At 43.0% G+C, this 20,778-nt stretch carries 23 protein-coding genes, 1 tRNA gene and 2 pseudogenes; 10 read left to right on the top strand and 16 right to left on the bottom strand.

Annotation, left to right across the window (positions count from 1 at the left end; all coding sequences use genetic code 11):
• Positions 1-137: 137 nt before the first annotated feature.
• Positions 138-599, top strand: a pseudogene (locus IM462_RS01490) (arsenosugar biosynthesis arsenite methyltransferase ArsM); the annotation flags it as partial.
• Positions 600-687: 88 nt separating this feature from the next.
• Here IM462_RS01490 and IM462_RS01485 read toward each other — a convergent pair.
• The 6 genes and pseudogenes from IM462_RS01485 to psbZ all read right to left on the bottom strand — a co-directional run bounded on the left by IM462_RS01485 (position 688) and on the right by psbZ (position 3,881).
• Complete coding sequence (locus tag IM462_RS01485) at positions 688-1,935, bottom strand: glutamate-5-semialdehyde dehydrogenase (RefSeq protein WP_287703357.1); 1,248 nt, start codon at positions 1,933-1,935, stop codon at positions 688-690.
• Between the two features lie 10 nt (positions 1,936-1,945).
• Positions 1,946-2,377 (bottom strand): hypothetical protein, encoded by a 432-nt coding sequence (locus tag IM462_RS01480; protein ID WP_287703355.1) that lies wholly within the window; start codon positions 2,375-2,377, stop codon positions 1,946-1,948.
• Between the two features lie 170 nt (positions 2,378-2,547).
• Positions 2,548-2,619, bottom strand: a tRNA-Gly gene (locus tag IM462_RS01475).
• Positions 2,620-2,693: 74 nt separating this feature from the next.
• Positions 2,694-2,969: pseudogene (locus IM462_RS01470) on the bottom strand (hypothetical protein); the annotation flags it as partial.
• 57 nt (positions 2,970-3,026) lie between these two features.
• On the bottom strand, positions 3,027-3,572 hold the full coding sequence (gene ribH / locus IM462_RS01465; protein ID WP_287703351.1) for a 6,7-dimethyl-8-ribityllumazine synthase: 546 nt from the start codon (positions 3,570-3,572) through the stop codon (positions 3,027-3,029).
• Between the two features lie 120 nt (positions 3,573-3,692).
• Positions 3,693-3,881: a photosystem II reaction center protein PsbZ gene (gene psbZ, locus IM462_RS01460; protein WP_002732865.1), complete on the bottom strand. Its 189-nt coding sequence runs from the start codon at positions 3,879-3,881 to the stop codon at positions 3,693-3,695.
• Between the two features lie 163 nt (positions 3,882-4,044).
• Here psbZ and IM462_RS01455 point away from each other — a divergent pair, with 163 nt between their 5' ends.
• Complete coding sequence (locus IM462_RS01455; RefSeq protein WP_287703349.1) at positions 4,045-6,744, top strand: CBS domain-containing protein; 2,700 nt, start codon at positions 4,045-4,047, stop codon at positions 6,742-6,744.
• Here IM462_RS01455 and IM462_RS01450 read toward each other — a convergent pair.
• The 3 genes from IM462_RS01450 to rbp (IM462_RS01440) form a co-directional block, all read right to left on the bottom strand.
• On the bottom strand, positions 6,741-6,905 hold the full coding sequence (locus tag IM462_RS01450; RefSeq protein WP_002733784.1) for an Asl3888 family RNA-binding protein: 165 nt from the start codon (positions 6,903-6,905) through the stop codon (positions 6,741-6,743). The genes IM462_RS01455 and IM462_RS01450 overlap by 4 nt on opposite strands.
• Positions 6,906-7,342: 437 nt before the next feature.
• Complete coding sequence (gene rbp, locus IM462_RS01445) at positions 7,343-7,606, bottom strand: RNA-binding regulator (RefSeq protein WP_287703347.1); 264 nt, start codon at positions 7,604-7,606, stop codon at positions 7,343-7,345.
• A gap of 207 nt (positions 7,607-7,813) precedes the next feature.
• Positions 7,814-8,107 carry an RNA-binding regulator gene (gene rbp / locus IM462_RS01440; protein ID WP_104397937.1) on the bottom strand — a complete coding sequence of 98 codons (294 nt, stop codon included), beginning with the start codon at positions 8,105-8,107 and terminating at the stop codon, positions 7,814-7,816.
• A gap of 241 nt (positions 8,108-8,348) precedes the next feature.
• Between rbp (IM462_RS01440) and pheS the strand changes: the two genes are divergently transcribed.
• The 4 genes from pheS to cdd all read left to right on the top strand — a co-directional run bounded on the left by pheS (position 8,349) and on the right by cdd (position 12,316).
• The gene (gene pheS / locus IM462_RS01435; protein WP_287661838.1) at positions 8,349-9,353 is read left to right on the top strand and encodes a phenylalanine--tRNA ligase subunit alpha; all 1,005 of its coding nucleotides are present in this window, start codon (positions 8,349-8,351) and stop codon (positions 9,351-9,353) included.
• 13 nt (positions 9,354-9,366) lie between these two features.
• Positions 9,367-9,711: a DUF4870 domain-containing protein gene (locus IM462_RS01430; RefSeq protein WP_287703345.1), complete on the top strand. Its 345-nt coding sequence runs from the start codon at positions 9,367-9,369 to the stop codon at positions 9,709-9,711.
• Between the two features lie 510 nt (positions 9,712-10,221).
• Positions 10,222-11,349 (top strand): NAD(P)/FAD-dependent oxidoreductase, encoded by a 1,128-nt coding sequence (locus IM462_RS01425; RefSeq protein ID WP_287703343.1) that lies wholly within the window; start codon positions 10,222-10,224, stop codon positions 11,347-11,349.
• 559 nt (positions 11,350-11,908) lie between these two features.
• Entirely contained in the window at positions 11,909-12,316 is a 408-nt protein-coding gene (gene cdd / locus IM462_RS01420; RefSeq protein WP_287703341.1) for a cytidine deaminase, read from the top strand.
• On the opposite strand, the gene IM462_RS01415 is transcribed toward cdd, so the two are convergent.
• A complete protein-coding gene (locus IM462_RS01415) occupies positions 12,313-12,609 on the bottom strand; it encodes a DUF433 domain-containing protein (protein ID WP_061432135.1) in 297 nt (98 codons plus the stop codon). The genes cdd and IM462_RS01415 overlap by 4 nt on opposite strands.
• A 364-nt stretch (positions 12,610-12,973) precedes the next feature.
• Between IM462_RS01415 and IM462_RS01410 the strand changes: the two genes are divergently transcribed.
• Both IM462_RS01410 and IM462_RS01405 read left to right on the top strand, forming a co-directional pair.
• On the top strand, positions 12,974-13,810 hold the full coding sequence (locus tag IM462_RS01410; RefSeq protein ID WP_287703339.1) for an ATP-binding cassette domain-containing protein: 837 nt from the start codon (positions 12,974-12,976) through the stop codon (positions 13,808-13,810).
• A gap of 13 nt (positions 13,811-13,823) precedes the next feature.
• Complete coding sequence (locus tag IM462_RS01405) at positions 13,824-14,288, top strand: hypothetical protein (RefSeq protein ID WP_287703337.1); 465 nt, start codon at positions 13,824-13,826, stop codon at positions 14,286-14,288.
• Between the two features lie 252 nt (positions 14,289-14,540).
• On the opposite strand, the gene IM462_RS01400 is transcribed toward IM462_RS01405, so the two are convergent.
• Positions 14,541-15,803 carry a YcjF family protein gene (locus tag IM462_RS01400; RefSeq protein WP_287703335.1) on the bottom strand — a complete coding sequence of 421 codons (1,263 nt, stop codon included), beginning with the start codon at positions 15,801-15,803 and terminating at the stop codon, positions 14,541-14,543.
• Between the two features lie 58 nt (positions 15,804-15,861).
• Here IM462_RS01400 and IM462_RS01395 point away from each other — a divergent pair, with 58 nt between their 5' ends.
• Positions 15,862-17,037: a DUF4336 domain-containing protein gene (locus IM462_RS01395; RefSeq protein ID WP_287703333.1), complete on the top strand. Its 1,176-nt coding sequence runs from the start codon at positions 15,862-15,864 to the stop codon at positions 17,035-17,037.
• 58 nt (positions 17,038-17,095) lie between these two features.
• Entirely contained in the window at positions 17,096-17,341 is a 246-nt protein-coding gene (locus IM462_RS01390; RefSeq protein WP_004157920.1) for a ssr2422 family thylakoid membrane protein, read from the top strand.
• A 57-nt stretch (positions 17,342-17,398) separates the two neighbouring features.
• Here the strand turns inward: IM462_RS01390 and IM462_RS01385 are convergent, their stop codons facing one another.
• From IM462_RS01385 to IM462_RS01365, 5 genes are all read right to left on the bottom strand, one after another.
• A complete protein-coding gene (locus IM462_RS01385) occupies positions 17,399-18,535 on the bottom strand; it encodes an amino acid ABC transporter permease (protein WP_287703331.1) in 1,137 nt (378 codons plus the stop codon).
• Between the two features lie 77 nt (positions 18,536-18,612).
• Entirely contained in the window at positions 18,613-18,879 is a 267-nt protein-coding gene (gene psaK / locus IM462_RS01380) for a photosystem I reaction center subunit PsaK (RefSeq protein ID WP_002760753.1), read from the bottom strand.
• Between the two features lie 144 nt (positions 18,880-19,023).
• Complete coding sequence (gene rpmB / locus IM462_RS01375; protein ID WP_002732080.1) at positions 19,024-19,260, bottom strand: 50S ribosomal protein L28; 237 nt, start codon at positions 19,258-19,260, stop codon at positions 19,024-19,026.
• A 254-nt stretch (positions 19,261-19,514) separates the two neighbouring features.
• A complete protein-coding gene (locus tag IM462_RS01370) occupies positions 19,515-19,937 on the bottom strand; it encodes a PIN-like domain-containing protein (protein ID WP_061432129.1) in 423 nt (140 codons plus the stop codon).
• Positions 19,934-20,650, bottom strand: coding sequence for a DUF433 domain-containing protein (locus IM462_RS01365; protein WP_287703329.1), 717 nt, complete (start codon positions 20,648-20,650; stop codon positions 19,934-19,936). The genes IM462_RS01370 and IM462_RS01365 overlap by 4 nt, the downstream gene beginning before the upstream one ends.
• Positions 20,651-20,778 lie beyond the last annotated feature (128 nt).

Genomic DNA, 20,778 nt, shown 5'->3' with positions numbered 1-20,778 from the left:
CTTAAATGTATCTGGATACACGCCACACAAGCGTTTGAACTCTGTTGGCTTTAAAGTTTTTACTTGTTCGTAAGTCATCTTTCAATCTTAACTCTTGGACTATTTTATCCTATTTTGTCTAGACTTATGCAAGAGATCTACTGATGAGCGATCCGATCGCCACTCGTCCAATTCCCGAACATTTGCAAGAAGATCAGCGTTTAAGGGCTATGTGTCTATCGGGGGCCTTGACCTACGATGATTATATTCAACAGTTGATCGCTGCTGGTTTTGGTCAGGTAGAAATTCGGGCCCGTCGTCCCTATCGTTTACTGGACTGTCAGAGTTATAATTTAGCCGAGCCGCTCCTCTTAGAAAGTTTGGATTCCGTTGCTTTTAAATTAGCTATTCCCGAAGATGGGGCCTGTATTTTTACGGGCAGAACTGCTATTTATACTGGTAGGGAGGCAATTTTCGATGATGGTGCAGGGCATATTTTAGCCAAAGGATTGCCAGTGGCCGTCTGTGATAAAACTGCGAGCAACTTAGCTCGTTTCTCTCCCCAAGATATCCTCATCACCGAGTCCACTTGGCACTATAATGGGGGCGGTTGCTGTTAAAAAAGCACGGTCGAGGCAAGTTCGATCCCTAAGTTACCAGTTATCATTGATTAGTGATTGGTCACTGTTCACTGTTCACTGAAAAAAACTAGCCTTGCACTACCTGTTTAAGGGTGGTAAAGGTTTCTAGGTTGATTAACCCCCGGCGCTGGCCTTTTTGGTTGGAAATGCCCAAAAATACCGATTCTCCCTGTTTGGGATTGCGATCAAATCGGGGTGAAGAATTGATATAAACTAAAGCACTATCGGACTCCATGGCGAATTGACGACTTTCTCGATAGGATTCGGTGACAATACAATCGGCATGACCGCTACTATACTTATTAATCCAAGCGATCGCATCAGTGAGGGTATCCACTAACCTAAAGGCCACCGTTTTTTCTAAATAGGGTCTTTGCCAATCATTATCGGTAGCAATAGTTAAATGTTCCGGAAAATCCGCCGCTAATCGGGTATCTCCCCGCAATTTAAAGCCTTTTTCCTGCAAACTTTTAAACAAACGACTTAAAGTCGAAGAATTGTGATGGGGACTAATTAAAACTTTTTCGATCGCGTTAACCGGATCCGGTATGCTGCCATGACTATCGATAATTACCTGACGAGCTAACTCCAAATCGCCACTAGGAGACCAATACAAATAACAGTTTCCCATGGCCGCACGCAAAACGGGAACCGTTGCCAATTGACTCACCCGACCGATTAAACTAGGGCGACCGTAGGGAATAATCAAATTAACATAATTTTCTTGGGTCAGCAACTCCTCTAGGGAGGGACTAGAATCACAGGGTAAACCACTCACACAATCCACGGGTAAACCCACATCTTCCAATGCTTCTTGGATGATTTCCGTAATCACCCCATCGGAATGACTAGAGGCATTGGAACCGCGAATAATCAAACTATTGCCACTTTTTAGGCAAAATCCCGCCGCTACCATCGCTAATTCCGGAAAACCTTCATAGACGAAGGCAATCACTCCTAAAGGCATCCTTTGGCAATAGGTTTGGGAAGGATTGAGTTGATAGGCTGCGTTAATTACCTGTTGCAGCGGATCCGATGCTTCCGCTAGTTGTTGCAATACCTCCACCGTCGTCTCTAAACGTTCGGGAGTTAACCGTAGCCAGCGAATCATTTGTTCTGAGACAGCCATCTCTCGACTGACTTCTAAATCGAGGGTATTGGCTTCTAAAATACGATCAAAGCCAGTTTTAATGGCATTAGCGATCGCAATTACTCCGCGATTTCTTTCATTGCCATTAAATTGACCTAGAGCCAGAAAAGCATTGTATGCTTGCTTAAAGATCGTCAGGGGCGGGGTGGAGGAACTTTCGATCATAGATTCTTATCTAGCGTCGATAGGCTAACCAAAAGATGAACGCGGGCAAAATAACTAATAGCATAACTAGAATTGCCCCAAAAATCACGCTTACCCCCGCTTGCCCTGAGCCAAGTCGAAGGGGCGGTGATTTTAAAATTAAGGGTAGCCAAACGATCGATAATAACAGAATTATCCCCACCATCAGGGGTAATACCTCTTGTCCAAGTCGCTGATTGGTACTCACCCAACGAAATCCCGTCCAGCGCCAAGTGCGTTTATAGGGATAGTGGGAGGCTAATTGTTCGATAATTTGACCGTTTTCCTGTAGCACAAATATTTGTTGACAGCGATCACAACCAAAGGCATCGGTCAATAAAATTGGGCATAATGTCCCTTTCCGACGACAGGGACAGGGATAGTCTTGGTGTAGGTCGATTTTGGTATATTTATGCGGTCGCACAAGCTAAATTTTGTTTATAAACGGTTGTTTTTAGTCGCTCGTGGTCAATAGCTCAGGGATTCAATGGTTGCCCAAAATCCTCAACCCTATTGCTCACGGATAATTCCCATCTTAAGGGATACCTCTAAATTATTCACCCCAATCTTAAGGTCTATTTTAAGATTTTCCCAAGCGGGCAACGCGATTCGAACGCGCGACATTCACCTTGGCAAGGTGACGCTCTACCACTGAGCTATGCCCGCAAGCAGTTTTTTTACACTTCTATAAGTGTGCCAAATCTCAGAGCATTTGTCAAGTAGTTTGGAGCATTTTTTGACAATGATTCATTTTCTGGCAAATCCCCCAAACCCGTAATAGCTTCGAGAACCACTTCTATCTTAGCCTGTAGTCGGTTGAACTGATGTTCCAAGCGATCAAAGTGCTTGTCAATGGCGGCGAATTTTTCAGCGATATGGCGTTCCATAGCCTCAAAAGCTGCCGTAATCCGCCCCTCTGGTTCTAAATCTAATTCCAGAGTCTTGATTCTCTCGACAGCGTTGACTAATTGCCCTCTGAGTTGGTTAATATATTTGTTCTGTTCAGCTTCGCTCATCAGTGGAACTCCGGGGGAGTGGGGACACCTAAAACCCTAAATTCTCGGGGAATTTTCTTAGCCTTCTATCAGTGCCTGTGGGGGATTATTTTCCAATAATTCTAGGGGTTTATCTTCATCCCGGGGGCGCAATTGACGCATGAGACTAGCCATTTCTAGGGCAGATAGGCCATAATTCCAGCCCAAATTACTTTTAATCCCGGCCCGTTCGAGGGCCTGTTGTAGAGTATCAGTGGTGAGAATACCGAAGACAACGGGAACACCTGTCTGAAAAGAGGCCGCAGCGATGCCCTTAGCAGCCTCGGCGGCAACGTAATCAAAATGGGGCGTTTGGCCGCGAATAATTGCCCCTAAACAAATAACGGCATCGTAACGGTGGGAAAGGGCGACTTGACGGGCTACCATTGGCACTTCAAAGCTACCGGGTACCCAGATATAATCCACTTGTGTGCCATCGGGATTAACATCAACCCCGTGACGCTTGAGACAGTCTTGACAGCCTGATAACAGTTTATCAGTGACGAGATCATTAAAACGACCAATCACGATCGCAAAGTGCCAAGAGGATATATCCTCGGTAAAATTTCCCTCAAAAACAGTCATAGGTGGAAGGGGATAGGGGTTGGGGAGTGGGGAGTGGGGAGATGGGAGTGGGGAGATGGGAGTGGGGAGAATCAATAAAAATAGTCTCCTGTCTCGGAGTCTCCCGTCTCCTGAACAAGACTAAATCACTAAAAAGTTTAAAATAGCGACGGCAACGACTAAAATCGCCCAAATTGCCGAACCCACATAAAGAAGGGGTTTCGATTGATCCCAGTTTTGGGGGGAAGCATAGGCAACGGGGACACCAATAACCATCAGCAAGGAAAATAAAACTAGGGCAATGAGAAAAAATTGAAAGACAATAGACATGATTGGGTTCTCCTAAAACACTTGATATTAGATAATTCTCCCTGATATAGTACCCTACCAAATTTTGTTACTTAATGGAAATGTGGGGGAGTGGGGAGAAAAAAGCTGATTACTGATTACTTTTTACTGAAAAGCCCCCAACCCCTAAAACCTCAAAAAAACTATGGATTTAATTTTATGTCATCAAACGGCGGATTTTGACGCTTTGGGGGCAGCGGTGGGTTTATCGTTGCTGAAAGCGGGTAGTCGCATTGTGTTAACGGGGGGAGCGCACCCGACAGTGAGGGAATTTTTAGCCCTGCATCGGGATGAATTTGCTTTAATTGAAATGCGTAGTGTCAATCTGAACCGTATTCGCTCTTTAATTATCGTTGATAATCAGTGGCGGGAGCGTCTGGGAAAAGCTTCCCAGTGGCTCGATTTAGGGCATTTACAGGCGATCGAATTGTATGATCATCATTTGGATAGTGAAAGCGATATTCATGCCTCTAGCGTCCATTTAGAAGCGGTGGGAGCCACCACGACTTTAATTGTTGAAGCTTTACAAAAAGCCCAGATTAAACCAAACTCGATGGCAGCGACGGTAATGGCGCTCGGTATTCATGTTGACACGGGTTCCCTGACTTTTGCCGGTAGTACCCCCAGGGATGCCTATGCTTTGGCTTGGTTAATGACCTGTGCTGCTAACATTAAAACGATCGCCCAATACTGTCAACCGAGTTTTTCCCCGCGCTTACAGGAGTTATTTAGCCTTGCTTGGGAAAATCTAGAGATTAAAACGATCCATGACCGTAAAATCGCCCACGTTCTCCTCCATACTGCCGATTTTATCCCCGGTTTGTCTAGTGTGGCCGAGCGCCTACTGGAATTATCCGATAGTGATGCGCTACTTTTTGGGCATAGTTATAGTAAAGACGAGGAAGATAATTCCCGACAGCGTTTAACCGTGATCGGTCGCTCTAGAATCGATGGAGTGAATCTATATCAGCTTTTTTCCCCCTATAACGGCGGTGGTCATGCTCAGGCCGCTTCGGTGAGTTTTCGCGATGTTCAGCCAGTTCAACAGTTAAACCAACTACTGGGGGACTTAATTGCTCAAATTCCTCCTTCTCCCACTGCTAGGGATTTAATGTCTTCTCCGGTGCGGACAATTCGTCCCGATACTTCCATATCTCAAGCCGAGCGCATCCTTTTCCGTTACGGCCATTCGGGGTTATCGGTGGTAGATGAGCAGGATCGCTTAGTTGGGGTGATTTCTCGTCGTGACCTCGATTTAGCTCTCCATCACGGCTTTTCTCGCTCTCCCGTGAAGGGATACATGACTTGTAATCCGAAAACTATTACCCCCGACACTTCCCTTCAGGAAATCGAGTCGCTGATGGTAACGTATGATTTAGGGCGTTTACCTGTACTAGAAAACGGGCAGTTAGTCGGTATCGTCACTCGTACAGATGTATTAAGACAGATTCATCAAAATGAGCGGGTGCGTTTTGAAGGGGTTGCTTTGGTTTCCTGTCTTTTACCGACGATTAAAGAGCGTTTAGAGTCGATTTTATGGTCATTTCTGCAAGCTGCCGCCGCTGCCGCTCAAAAACGCGGTTGGCATCTCTATCTGGTTGGGGGTGCAGTGCGGGATTTATTGTTAGCCACAGAAAGGGATACTTTACTGTTACAGGATATCGATTTAGTGGTGGATGGCTGCCATCGTGCCGCCGGTGTGGGTGCGGGGGTAGAATTGGCTAATTGTTTACGCGAAATTTATCCGGGGGCCCGGTTATCGATTCACGGGGAATTTCAGACGGCGGCTTTGTTATGGCACAAAGATGAGCGTTTTGGCTCGTTATGGGTGGATATCGCCACGGCACGCACGGAATTCTATCCCTATCCCGCCAGTAATCCCCAAGTGGAGGCTAGTTCGATTCGACAGGATTTGTATAGAAGGGATTTTACAATTAATGCTCTGGCAATTCGCCTAACTTCGCCGAAAGAGGGGGAATTACTCGACTTTTTTGGCGGTATGTTGGATTTACGCGCCCAAGAAATCCGGGTTCTCCACGCTAATAGTTTTATTGAGGATCCGACGCGCATCTATCGAGCGGTGCGTTTTGCCACTCGGTTAGGATTTGTTATTGAACCCTTGACAGAAAGCTATATTAGGTATGCGATCGAAAGTGGAGTTTATGATCGCTCACGGCAACAAAATCAGAATGCACCCGCTTTACAGTCCCGTTTAAAAGCGGAGTTGAATTATATTTTAGAGGCGGATTACTGGGAAAGTGCCTTAGAAAAGTTGGCCGATTTGGGGGCTTTGCACTGTTTACACGGGGATTTAAGTTTAAATCGGGCTTTATGGCGACAATTGCGCTGTCTCAGTCGTTGGTTAGATTGTTTAAGTCTGGAATTGCCGGTGAATGCTTGGTTAATGCGGTTGGAATTATTAATCGCTTCTCTGGCTGTGGGGGAAAGAATAGCGATCGCTAATAATTTACAATTGCCCAAAGATACTGTGGAGCGTTTACAAAAACTAGAAGTTATGGAAAAGGAGATTAGCAATAATTTTGCTTATGATCGACCCGTTAGTCAAATTGTCAGCTTTTTCAATGGTTATCAGGTTCCTAGTTTGTTATTGGTGGCGGTGAGGAGTGAGACTAGGATTCGGGGTTTAATCTGGCAATATTTAACTAAATGGTCGCAGATTGAGGCTCCTATCGACGGCAATGACCTAAAAGCTTTGGGTTATCAACCGGGTCCCCAGTTTAAATCGTTACTTGCGGCGGTGTTGGGGGCGACTTTAGATGGAATGGTCAGCAATAAAAGCGAAGCTATGGCTTTTATTGCTAGATTAACTAAGTCAGCAGATTAGGTATCGGCTGCCCCTTCATTTTCCGAAGATTGTCTTTGATCGCTGGAATAACCGCCTCTACCTCCTCTGGTGGTGGTACGATTAGAGGCAGCCCGGAATTGACGAGCGTAGGCACGGTTGCGTTCCGCTTTTTCTTTTTTCAAATTACGACGTTTAGCCACAAGAATCTCCTTGGGATATTAGATAGATAAGCGGGGAAACGAGCGATCGCTTCCCCCATTGACAATGAAAAGAAGTTAATTGACATACCCCACGCCGTAAACGGACGTGGATTCTTCTAGCATCACTGCTGAGAATTTCTGGCTCAACGAGTCCACTTGAATTAGATTCCTGGCGAAATCTCACCCAGAGGTGGTTCTCTCCTCAGACTTTCGCGACCTTACAGAAGCCTGTTCTCGTATGCCCTACGATTATAGAACCCCATAACTCTAGTTTTCAAGGCTTCGGCCGTGAGCTCAGCCGAACGGTGCGTTCATCCGGCGATGACTGGGTTTTTTAAGCGGTTGCTTACCCTGCCCGCTATTCCTAATAGCATACATCATAATAAAGTCGCCCTAAAAGGGTGAGGCTTTAAACCCAATTTTTCGGTAATCATAGCCTAGAAGCGACGATCATTGGGACCTCTTGGACGAGATTGATTGACTCTTAATTGCCGTCCCTTGAATTCGGCGCCGTCAAGAGAGCCTATAGCACTCGCTTCTTCATCTGGGGTTCCCATTTCCACGAAAGCGAACCCGCGTTTTTTTCCCGTTGCCCGATCCGTGGGAATGTCAACGTACCTGACTGAACCATATTCGCTAAAAAGCTCCTTTAAGTCTTCTTCGACAACCTCCAAGGAGAGATTACCAACATAAATTGACATAAAACCTATCCTCGCACAGATAAAAACAACAGATTTATTGAACACCATTGACTGTCGGAAATTTTGAGATGACGGAGTAGGAAGTTTAACCTGCTTCCTCACGTTCTCACGGTTGGCAACCTGGAGCTATTCTGGCACAAAGCTGGCCTAAAAGAATGGGGTTTTCAACCCAAATTTCCGATAACCTAGAATGGTTACGATCGGGGATTAGTAGCGACGATCTCGATTGCGATTGCCACCACCGAAGGAAGGTTTGGGTTCTCTTTCACGAGCTTGATTGACTTTTAATTCCCGTCCCATCCATTGGGCGCCGTCAAGAGCGGCAATAGCCTTCGCTTCTTGCTCTGGGGTTTCCATTTCCACGAAAGCGAACCCGCGTTTTCTTTTCGTTTCCCGATCCATGGGAAAGTGAACGCGCTTGATCTCACCATATTCCTTAAAAACCTCAACCACGTCGTCTTGGTCAACCTCGAAGGGGAGATTACCAACATAAATTGACATAAAACCTATCCTTGCACAGATAAAAACAACAGATTTGTAGAGAACCAAGATTTCGGGAACTAGCTGAACCAATACTAAACAGAAACGCTTTGACCATTAATACTGACAACGAGCCGCAGTGCCGACTTTTATTCTCAACTTCCATCCTAGCACATAGCTATTAGCTTTGATCGATTCTGCCTGTCTCGCCACGGGAGCAGATAAACTAGACTAGAATGCTGCCCTATAAAATGCCCTAATTATGAGTTTATCCCCCCATCCGATCGAAACTGCCCTAAAAACCCTGGCAGCGAAAGCGGAAAATTCCATCGAACAAACAACAACCCTAGAAGACTTAGAACAGCTAAGGGTGAATTATCTCGGTAAAAAAGGAGAATTATCGCAGATTTTACGCGAAATGGGCAAATTAACCCCTGAAGAGAGACCGCGCCTCGGTGCGATCGCCAATGAGGTCAAAGAATTAGTACAATCGCTGCTGGAATCCCGGCGAGAAAGTCTCCAGAATGCCCAAATTAAGGCGAAATTAGCGGCGGAAACCCTCGATGTCACCCTACCTGCTCTGAGCCGTCCTTTAGGGCGAATTCACCCCTTAAATAGCACAGTTGATCGCATGATCGATATTTTCGTCGGTCTGGGTTACAGCATCGCCACCGGGCCGCAGGTAGAAAGCGATTATTATAATTTTGAGGCTTTAAATATCCCTGCTGACCATCCGGCCCGGGATATGCAGGATACTTTTTTCTTGAGGGATGGTCGTTTATTGCGGACCCATACCTCCCCGGTGCAGATTCGCTACATGGAAAGTCACGAACCCCCGATTCGGATTGTGGCCCCGGGCCGCGTTTATCGTCGCGATACCGTGGATGCAACCCATTCCGCGGTTTTCCATCAAGTGGAATTATTAGCGGTGGACCGGGGATTAACCTTTACGGATTTGAAAGGAACAATTAAAGAATTTCTTAAGCAAATGTTTGGGGCCGATTTACCAGTTAAATTCCGCGCTTCCTACTTCCCTTTTACCGAACCCTCGGCCGAGGTAGATGTGCAGTGGAAAGGCAAATGGTTGGAGGTGATGGGCTGTGGTATGGTGGATCCCAATGTCTTAAAAGCAGTCGGTTATGACCCCCAAATCTATACGGGTTTTGCTGCTGGTTTTGGTGTGGAAAGATTTGCTATGGTATTACATGAGATAGACGATATTCGCCGTTGTTATAATAGCGATATCCGCTTTCTCCGCCAATTTTAGGGGGATAAACCCGATGGTCATGAGTGAAGATTTAACCAAAAAAAGACTCCTATCCGTGGCTTGTCATGCTTCGATCTTTTTGAGTGCTACGCTGGTATCGGTGGGGATTCCCTTAGCTATTTATTTCATTTCTGATGATGAAACGGTGAAGGAAAACGCCAAAGAAGCTTTAAACTTTCACCTGAATATGTGGTTATACTACCTAATTGCTGGGATTCTGGTTTGGGTTTTAATCGGTTATTTGCTCTTACCGATTCTTGCTGTGGTGAATATTGTTCTCCCTATTCTTGCTATCCTGCAAGTCTGGAAAGATGCTTATAAGGTTTTCCGTTATCCTTTTATTTTCCGGGTTCTGTAATTAATTATCAGGGTTGAAACCTGTTCAACCCTGGGTGCATCTCATTTTTGTCAATCTGTTGAGTTGGGATTTTTAAATGCAAACTGTCTTCTAAAATTGGTAATTACTTCCGATTTTATCACTCAATCCAAGTCTTTGGGGGGTTCTACCCCCCAAACCCCCCGCGCATTAGTTTTTCGGTGGGATGCTTACACGCAGCTGCTGATATATTTGTAATAATTTAAAAGTCACTGATAATTGCTGATTGTCCGTATTTCTGCAAATGTGAGATGCAGCCTCAACCCCTTTTTAGTCCTATTCCCACTGGAAAAATAGCCTCTGGAGTTTATAGAGTTCTTGCATAATTAATTTTTGAGAGTGCAAAAATGAGAAAAATAGACATAAAATTGCGTAAAATCCCTAAATAGAGCATTTAATTGATTAATGCTCATTCTTAATTCTCCTGACGACCGGCTACTGGCTCCTGACTCCTCACCTAAAGGAAGATTTTTGATTTTTGCAAGAGGTCTTATGACTAAAATTGTCATCATCGGTGCGGGGATAGTGGGGGCCACCATTGCCTACGAATTAAGCGCCATCAAAGGATTAGAAATTACCCTCATCGATGAAAAAAAACCGGGACAAGGAGCAACCGGGGCAGCTTTAGGGATTTTAATGGGGATTATCAGCCATAAAACTAAAGGTAGAGCCTGGAAACTGCGGCAAGAAAGTTTAAAACGTTACGAAACCCTCCTTCCTGAGCTAGAATCCCTCACCGGACTGACTATTCCCTGTAACCGTGATGGTATTGTCCTACTGCGATCGAGTGCCGAAGACGAAGAAAATTGGCGCAAGTTAGCCCAAATCCGCCAAGAACAGGGATATTGTCTAGAAATCTGGGATAAAGAGACTTTAAAGCAAAAATGTCCCCAGGTGGCTGGGGAGCATCTCCAGGGTGCTATCTATTCTCCCAGTGATCGTCAAATTAATCCAGTCCTGCTCACGGAGGCTCTCGTCTCTGCTGCGGCAAGAAGGGGGGTTAAATTTCAATTTGGGGTAAAAGTTGAAAATTTCGGGAAGACAGAGCTTCAAGGCTCTAATTTGAGGCAATGCACCCAGGTTTATAGTTCCAATGGTATAGAGGAAACTGACTTTTTGATTCTTTGTGCGGGAATTGGTTCCACTGCTTTAACCGAAACTCTTACCCATCCAGTGGAGATCCGACCGGTTTTAGGGCAAGCTTTGCAGATAAAATTGACGCAACCCCTAGAAAGTTCCGATTTTAAGCCGATTTTAACGGGAAATGACCTGCATATTCTGCCTTTGGCTGGAGCAGAATACTGGATTGGAGCAACGGTGGAATTTATGGACGAAAAGGGCGAAATTATCGCCGATACTGCCCTATTAGAACAAGTGTATCAAAAAGCGATCGCTTTTTGTCCCTCTTTGGCCGCGGGTGCGATCGTGCGTACTTGGTCCGGTAAGCGACCGCGACCGGAGAAAAAATCCGCTCCCATCATCGAATATTTGCCCGGATACGATAACGTTATTCTGGCCACGGGACACTACCGCAACGGGGTTTTATTGGCCCCCGCTACCGCTAAAATCGTCAGGGAAATGTTAAGTGATAAGTTAGGGTTGGCTGAAAAAGTTTGTTGATGGGGTTAGGGGTCGGTATTCGGCTTTTTTCTCCCCTCTCTACAATAATTACTCGCAGCCAGAAATACGTTGGGGGAGTATCATACTTTGTGCTTTTTGTCAAAAAAACTTTTTTTTTGCAATAAAACTACATAAAAAAAAGATCATCGTTGTGGGTGAAATTGACTGATTTACCCGTCTTAATTAGGATCACCTTCTAGGTCTGGCAAGGGTTTCAACCATTGCTGCCCAAAAAAGCACAGAAAAACCCATTATGAAATTCTATCAAATCGCTGTAACCTTGATAACATCGTTGTTAAATAAAAATCTTTCTCAATTAATTCTTAAGAATTTATAAATATTGCGGAATGTTAATTTAAATATTCTCAAGTTTTTGCAGTCAATAAATAATTTTTGCTTATCTTTGTCGGAAAATAGAACTCCTGCAACAATCCAACATCTACCATTGGGTTAGGAGTCAGTTATCAGTTATCAGTTCACTGAGAAAACTCCCCACACCCTACACCCTACACCCTACACCCCACTTCCCCAATTCCCCAATTCCTGCTATCGGCAGCCGATGACCCTATCTGACCAAGAAAGACAACAACTCTGTGACACTGCTCGGGAAGTGGCGAAACTTTCCTATTCTCCCTATTCCTGTTTTCGGGTGGGGGCGGCGGTCTTGACAGATAAAAAGATTTATGCTGGTACTAATGTGGAGAACGCTAGTTATGGCTTGAGTTTATGCGCGGAAAGGGCAACTTTAGCGCAAATAATCGCAGCGGGCGATCGAGAAGTACGGGCGATCGCTATAGCCTGTATCGATGGGGTGAACAAGGATGATATTAGTCAGTTAACTCCCTGCGGAGCCTGTCGTCAATGGATAGCCGAATTAGCACCGCAAGCAGAGATTATTGTCTGTGGAACCCAGCAAAATTATTGTTTTAATCTCTCGGATTTACTGCCTTTTTCCTTTCGTTTTTAACTGTGGGTATAAAAAGGCGACTTAGCAGCTTGATTAGTCATATTTTCTTGTACTTGTTGCCATTCCAGGGTGATTTCTTGGTCAATTTCTTCTTGATGGTCAAAATAGTAACCCATGGCTGCATGAGCTTCGGCTAGGGTTAAATAAAGGTGTTGACGACAGATTTCTTCTACCGACCAACCATAGGCGATGTAGTCCATGACAATTTGAGCAACGCGGATACGCGGTAATCTTTGTAAATGTGCGGGTTGGTCGTCACTTTTTTCTATGTGTGGATAGGTTAGAGCTAACATAGGGCCTCTAGTTAATTGACTTGACCCATTCTAACAGTTTTAGGCGTTGCTGAATCAAGATATGAATGCTAATTGTGCATCCTATCCAAAAGTTATAGTCATTTCAGATAAGTCTGATACATTAGACCGTTAGGTGAGGAGTCAGACTTCGGACTGAACAGATGCGATCGCTATTATTCTCGTTTCTGATAGCCGAAGATTTCTTCAGTCTGTTATACTGGGTGTGTAATTCTGGATCAGATCAATTTGGTTAGACAGAAATATTGCAATATGTCCCAATTCAGATTAGGGCTGGCAGTATCATACAATCACCAAAGTTGATCAATTAAGTTAAACTAATTTAGTAACCCTATGGAAGTCAATTATGTTTGTTGAAACCATTGAGGCAATTGGTACAGGTGTAGGCGTAATTGAGATTTCGGAGAAACTATTTCCCACATTTAAGAGAATTTTTAATTTATTGAAGAATGGAGAATTAAAAATTGCAATTTTTGGTGCTGGTGGCACGGGTAAAAGCACCCTCGGTAAGCTATTATCGGGTGAGTTTGAGTTAAGCGGTCTCCTGCAAACTTATCAAGAGTCAATATCAATTGAACAGTACAAGCTGGAAAGTAATAAGATTGGCTCAGTAATAGTTGCTCCTGGCCAAAAGCGTCGAGAAGATACTTGGGATGATCTTTTAAGAACTTTGGTCGGTGGAAAAATTAAGCTAATTATTCATGTGGTGTCATGGGGTTATCACTCCTTTGGAGAGTTTAGCTATACTCAGCACCGGCTGTATCAAAGTGGTATGACTTTAGAGGAGTTTCTAAGAGAATATGCGGCAGTTTGTCGTAATCGAGAGTTAGATGTTTTAAGAAGAATAGAGCCACATTTATCAATTGCTGATCAAAGAAAAACCATAGTAATTACTTTAGTTAGCAAGCAGGATCTATGGTGGAACAACAGGTTAGAGGTTAATAAACACTATGTTGAGGGAGCCTATGAACAACTTATCCAAAATATTCGTAATAAGCGAGGAGCAAACAATTTTATTCATGAATATCGCTCTACCTCATTAGTAATGGAAAACTTTCTTTCAGGAGATAATGAGTTACTGATACCAACTACCCAAGGTTATGATCAAAGATTAAAAGTTGCCAATTTTAGGTATTTTCTTAATGCGATCGAGTCTCTTTTTCAAATCTCATTGAGCGTTTAGGAGAAGTAAGCTAATGGCTATTCTTGATGAGGAAGACAGAAAGCTGATTATCTCTTTGTTAAATGAATACTCTGAGAAGCTTCTTAATATATGCGAACAAATAGATAGGCAGCAAAGAAACTTAGATTTTTTATGGTTGCTGTCGTTGCTGTCGTTGCTGTTAGCATTTGCTGGGACGATGGTGGGTTTTTATTGGTTACTTTCTACAAAAATAACTACATTTATTAGAATTATTCCAATAACTAGCGCTGTTTCGCAACCATTCATAATTCACATTTATTTTAGAAAGCTAGAATTATTGCAAAAAGCTTCAATAATATCTGCAAAACTTGAGAAAGTTATACGAGCTGCCTCTCAAGCTCAGGAACATACTACCATGACATTTTTCGGCAATCTTGAAGTAGATTTGCGTTTATCAGATGCAGAATATGCTCTACAGCACTACAAGAATCTGGTCAAAAAAAGAAAATTCTTTTGATATTTCTAAGCTCAATTAGGGTTTGCTGAATAAATCTAAAAACCTTGTTGGGTAAGACTTTTAGACTTTTTTTCCCTCAAAAAGTGCCAACCATTGGAGTGATCGGGGGTAAAATCCCAGGACTTTTTCCCTGAAAATTAGGTAATTGACCCCCTCAAAATCGGTAAAACCCTACACCCCACCTGCCCCCCCGATGTCGGGGGGGTTGGGGGGCCACACCCTATCCCCACGAAAAACTTTTTGCCGCAAACCCTAATTATCTCCTCCCGTAGCGACATTTTTAAATCTTTCTTGGGCAGCAGAAAAAGCCTCTTTCATCACCCTTTGAATCCTCTTAGGATCGGGTTTTTTACCCCCCATTAAATCGCCAAAATAGACACAAGCGCCCTCTCCTAGGGCCCAGGTATAGGCAGCGGACCAAGAAGCGGCGATAACACTGCCAAAACCGGGGATAAATTTCACCAATTCCCGACCGATGGCCTGGGCCAAAAAGCCGCCAGCGATCGCACTGACGACTCCGCCGGCTTGGGATGGGGTTAAGACTTGACCGTATAATTTACCTAAAACCCCCACCATTGACACTTGTAGGGCGGTTAACACGGGCATAGTCGCTAAGGGTAAGGGAATCGCCGCCAAGGTTGCCGCTATGACGGAAAAGGCTAACATATAGCGTCGGGCCACGTCCCGATAGAGATTGCCTAATTTATTGCTGGTTTCCCGATCTAAAAGTTGGTGGATGGTGTTAGCTTCGGCTTTTGGCAATAAATCGGCTAAATTGTCTCTAAATGCCTCTAAACCGTAAAAAACGGGGTTATAATCGTCTTCCTCTAGGGTAAAATCTATTAGCACAGAATTGTCATATAAATCCTTAAAAGTTTCTTTAATTTCTTGATAGGCGCGATTGATATCCTCGAAATCGGGAGGATAGGGGGGATGATCAACGGTATTAGGAGGATAAAGCTGATGAAGACAGGTGACAGCCAGTAAACAGGGTATTTTAGGATATTTTTGCCGCAGTTGTTTGGTAATTTCCAGAAGGCTATCGGTGGCAAAATCATCAATTTTTACCGTCACGATAAAAACTTGGGCGCGTCCCGTGTTTTCGGCTAAATCTGCTAATAATTCCGCGATTACCGTGTCTGTGTGTTGATAGGCATCCCCTAACCCCACCGTATCGGTAAAAATCAACAGGGGTAAGTCTTCTGCGGGGTAGGTGTAGCGCTGGGTGTTTTGGGTATGGGGACGGAAACCTTGCCCGACGATTTCCGCCGAAACTCCCGTTATTCCCCGAATAATCGAACTTTTTCCCGTTTGCGGTTTGCCGATTAACAGCGCCTCGGTGGTGGGCAATTCTTGACGGACTTTTTCTAAAATTTCCGCCACTTGAGTGTCACTAACACTAAACCATTGCAGGACAGTATTAGTCAACTGGTCGATGGGGAGTCTTTTCATCACTTCCCCCGTGAGACTATTCCAAGTATTGACCAAAGAATCAATGGGCAGTTTATCAGTCATGGGGATTAGAAGGGTTTATGATAACTAAAATAGAGATTTTCAGCGATAGAATCAGACGATGACAAAAGCCGCAATAACCCCGCAAGACTTATCATGGCCTTTCTGGCCAATTGTACCACTTTATCCCTACGGTCAAAGACGGACAATTCGCCAAGAAGTGGTGAAAGATACGCTCTGGACATTTGAGCAATTGCAGGGTATTTTCTATGTGGTTGTGCCGATTCGCATGACGGTAATTAGGTTAGCATCCGGGGGTTTATTTGTTTATGCACCTGTGGCCCCGACTCCGGAATGTATTCGCTTAATGCGTGAGTTGGAAAGTGAACACGGGGAAGTTAAATATATTATTTTGCCTACGATTTCTGGGATTGAACATAAGGTTTTTGTTGGTCCTTTTGCCCGTTATTTTCCTAAGGCTATAGTTTATGTTGCTCCTAATCAATGGAGTTTTCCTCTTAATTTACCTTTGAGTTGGTTGGGTTTACCGGCAAAACGAACGGAAATTTTACCTGCTGACTCGGCAACCACTCCTTTCGGAAAAGATTTTAGTTATGAAATTTTACCCGCAATTGATCTGAATGTGGGATACTTCTCGGAAGTGGCTTTTTTTCATCACTACTCTCAAACTCTGCTGCTGACTGATGGCATTATTTCTATCCCAGAAAATCCTCCTGCTATTTTAGAATTAGACCCCTATCCGCTGCTGTTTCACGCTAAAAATAGTGCTAAGGATCTGGTAGAGGATACCCCAGAAAATCGCCGTCGGGGTTGGCAAAGAATTTGTCTTTTTGCTCTTTATTTTCAACCTCCTGTTTTAGCTGTTCCCAATTGGATTAAGGTGTTTAGAGATGCTTTTAATGCTAAGGAAAGGAGTAAAAAAGCCTATTTTGGTTTATTCCCTTTTCAATGGGGTGATGATTGGCAAAGGACTTTTTTAAATTTGCGTCGCGAGGGGAGGTTAATAGTCGCGCCAATTTTGCAAACTTTGATTCTTAATCGCACTACTGACGAGGTTAGTCAATGGGTTGAGCGAATTTGCCAATGGCCGATTAAACAGGTTATTCCTTGTCATTTTGCTAGTCCAATTCAAGCTGATAGTCAAGAGTTTCAGCAGGCTTTTTCTTTTTTGTTAAAAGATTCTTATTTACCTAAAGATGACTTGGAATGTTTAGAAAGTATTGATAGTTTTTTAGTGCGCTGGCGATTGACTCCTCCCCCCGATAAAAAATTGTAATTTATGGCTAAGAACTGCTATAATGTATTCGGTTGTTAGTTGATTGCTAATCAAGGTTATGCAAATTCCCGAAAATCCCAGTAATGATGACATCAGAGAAGCGTTGATTCAATTGCGAGAAGAACTTGGTCAAAAAGTTGACCGCTTAGAATATAAATTTGATGCCTATCAAAAAGGTACAGATGGTATGGTAAGAATGGCTACTACTATCATCATTGCCACCGCTTCTGTGGTGGTTTTATCTAGTCTTAGTCCTGCGGTGACAGCAATTATCACCGCTTTATATTCTGCTAATGCTCATTAGTTACTTTATCGCTAAATTCTGGTGCGATTCGGTGCGTTAGGCGCTTGCTAACACACCCTATCTTTCCTGAATTTTTACCCGTTGATTTAATTGATTCATAGCCAGAGAAATCACCAGATTAAAGAATAAATAGGTGGCCATAACTACTATTAACATTTCTACAGCTTTTCCTGTCTGATTAGCGATGGTACTAGAGATAGCATAAATATCATTATAACCAATAGCGATCGCTAAACTAGAGTTTTTAACCAGATTTAAACATTCATTAGTTAAAGGAGGAATAATCACTGGCAAAGCTTGGGGAAAAATTACTAATCTCATCACTAATAAAGGTTTTAATCCTAAGGCTTTAGCTGCTTCCCATTGTCCCCGATTAACCGATTGAATCCCTCCCCGTACCGTTTCCGCGATAAAGGCAGCTGTATAAACAGTTAAACCGATTAGGAGAGTAGCAAACTCGGAAGAAAGATGTAAACCAAAGTCAATATTTTGATTAAGAGGATTAACTTGGGGACTTTGCCATTGTAAACCCCAGATTAGAGGAATTATAACTAGGATTATTAGGCTAGTTAGGCATAAACCAAGTTTATTTTTTATGGATAAAAATAATGAGAGAATTATTCCTAAAATAATGATAGCTAAAGTTAACCATGTCCTGAAACTATTAGCGGGGAAAGGTAAATAGACTCCTGAGTTATTTAAAAATATACTGCCAAAGAACTCTAAAGATTCCTCAATCTTCGGCAGTTTCAGAAATACAGCAAAATACCAAAAAAATAATTGTAATAATAGGGGAGTATTGCGAATAGTTTCCACATAAATTGTTGCTAACTGACGAATTAACCAATTATCCGACAAGCGACCTAACCCGATGACGATTCCCAGACTAATCGCCAAAAATATGCCAGTAATCATAATGCGGAGAGAATTAACTAATCCCACCAAAAGAGCGCGAAAATAGGTATCGGTGGGACTGTAGGCAATAGGAGAGTCACCAATAGCAAAAGAGGCTGGTCGGTCAGGATCAAAGAGAAAGCCAAAGCCAAAACTTAAGCGTAGGCGTTGGAAATTAATCACTAAATTGCGACCAAAAAACCAGAAAATTAGGCAGACAATTAGCAGGATAATTACCTGTAGAAAAATCTTCTGAAATCGCTCATCGTACCAAAAAGAATTTTTTTGAGGTAAAGTCATATTTATTATATAGTCCAGAATTTTTCACAAAAGAAATCGGTGACTTTTGGCCACCGATTAAGAAAATCAAAACATATTTAGATAACTCCCAGACGGGAGAGACCGAGGATGACACCGGCACCGAGGACATGACCAAAACTGGTAGTACCCAGTAAAGCGCCTAATCCCATACCACCGAATAAAGCGGGGGAAGGTAAAGCAGGACCGACATTTTGTTGTTGAATAGTCGCTTTACCGAAAGCAATAGCGAGAATATTGCAGATAATCATGACAATCGCCACTTTGGGACTCCATTCGCTGGAACCTTGTACGGCGGTGGCGGCCATTAATAGGGTTGAATACATTGAAATTCTCCTGAACAGGTCGTTTTAAGTTTTTAATCTTAAAGGTAGTTTTCACCCCACATCACGCCCTGTTGCAATACTTAATAATCAAAAGCAGAGGAGTCAACAATAAGGCCGATTCGTCTCCACTCATGAACTACTCGCTTAGTACAAATTCAAGTTTAAGCCTACTTCTCTAGCGAAGACGGCTAATCCTTTCTTTTCAATGGTTTTGATAGCTTTGGTGGAGATGCGTAGTTTTACCCAACGGTTGCCTTCCGACCACCAAACTCTTTTCCATTGTAGGTTAGCTTCTTGTAATTTTTTGGTGCGACGGTGGGAGTGGGACACCGCATAGGCGTTATTGGCCTTTTTCCCCGTCATAGTACAGACTCTAGACATAATTTACTCCTGTGCGATCGATGTTTGTCAATAGTCAACCTTTCTAGTTTAACTCAAATCTCGCCAGAAGTCCCCCCCTTCCCCTGGGTGAAGTGAACGGAGATAAATTTAACAGCAAGTGGGGGGATTAAGAAGTTGATTAAACCGGTTCACTGCTCAGACAATTTCGACAATTGCATCAAAGGTAATGGTGAGAATATTGTCAACAAATTTAGCTGTAATTTTTTACTGAATAAAAAATATTTTAATAAGTTTTACATAGTTTCTATTATTCTAGTTAATTCATTTTTATTTTTCCACAATTTTACTTGAAAATCTTGGTATATTTTGGCGATAAAAGGGGCTTGATTATCTTGGGTTATTCTTTCGATTTTATCGATTGTTTCGACAAAAATATTAATCATGGTTTGACGAGGTAAGTTGCCAGAAACTAGAACAAATACTTGAGCCTGATAACGGGCTATCTGTTGAACTTCTAAAATATTTCTACCAATGTTTACATCTTTAGTTAATACTATCCATCCTCTTTGACTAACAATAGGTAGCCACTCCGTATCCGGTGCATCTGGGGCAAAATGGGCATGATGAAATTCAATTTTAACCCCTATTTCTTGCAAAGCTTCACCGATAGATTTTCCTAAAGCGCGGTCTATAAAATAGGTGTATTGATAGGTCATGCCGCTTGCCAATTGGACTCGAATAAAATCGCTTTTTCAATTTGCCAAGGTTGACAATTATAATCATTGGCAATATCTTCTATAGAGTCCCCCGCATCATAAAGTTCTGTGACAACTTTAGTGGGAATTCCTGTTCCTGTGATCACGGGGTTTCCGAAGGAAATATTAGGGTCTATCTTTAGGACTTTATTGCTGAAGTCTTCCCCATTTATGTCGATAGTGGGAAAAAGCCGTGTGGCGATATCTTGTTCATCCCATTCAATACGAGTTAAGAGATTATTTAAGAATTGTTTCATCGTCAATTGTCCCGAACGGGAGGCATTAATTAAATGTTCAAATTGTTCAATAAAAAGGTCAATTCCATCGGTACTAAATTGTTTTTGAACCAGAGGATGATCGGTGTTAAATTCTTCACTAATATAGTCTAGGGTAAGTCTAACTTTATCGAGAGGGATGTTATGAACGGTGCGAATGACTCTTAAAACGTGCGCTTCCACTAAGTTAGTAAAGGAAAGTTGCGGAATATTCGGATTAGGTCGTTGAATGAGGGGTAAAAACTCTTTTTGTCCTTTTTTAGTGGGGTAGGTGCGTCCTCGTACCCACGTTCTCAGAGTGGGTAAAGGAATATGGAGATAGCGCGCAGTATCGGCTATAGTGTAGGTGGGAACATGATAGAGATGCTCTAGAGATAAGGGAGATGATGCTTTGACCATCGTTAATATTTTGGTGAAGTTGTTGAGATGAGATTATCGCCTATTATTTCATTCTAGCTAATTTTGGTATCCTTGAGGATAGGGATAAAGCAGGATGAGGGCATCTCAGTGGACATTGGGGGCAAATG

This window comes from Microcystis sp. M144S2 (genome assembly GCF_020246065.1).
In the GTDB taxonomy this organism is placed as follows: Bacteria; Cyanobacteriota; Cyanobacteriia; order Cyanobacteriales; family Microcystaceae; genus Microcystis; species Microcystis ichthyoblabe_A.
This window is presented reverse-complemented; position numbering and strand designations above follow the sequence as displayed.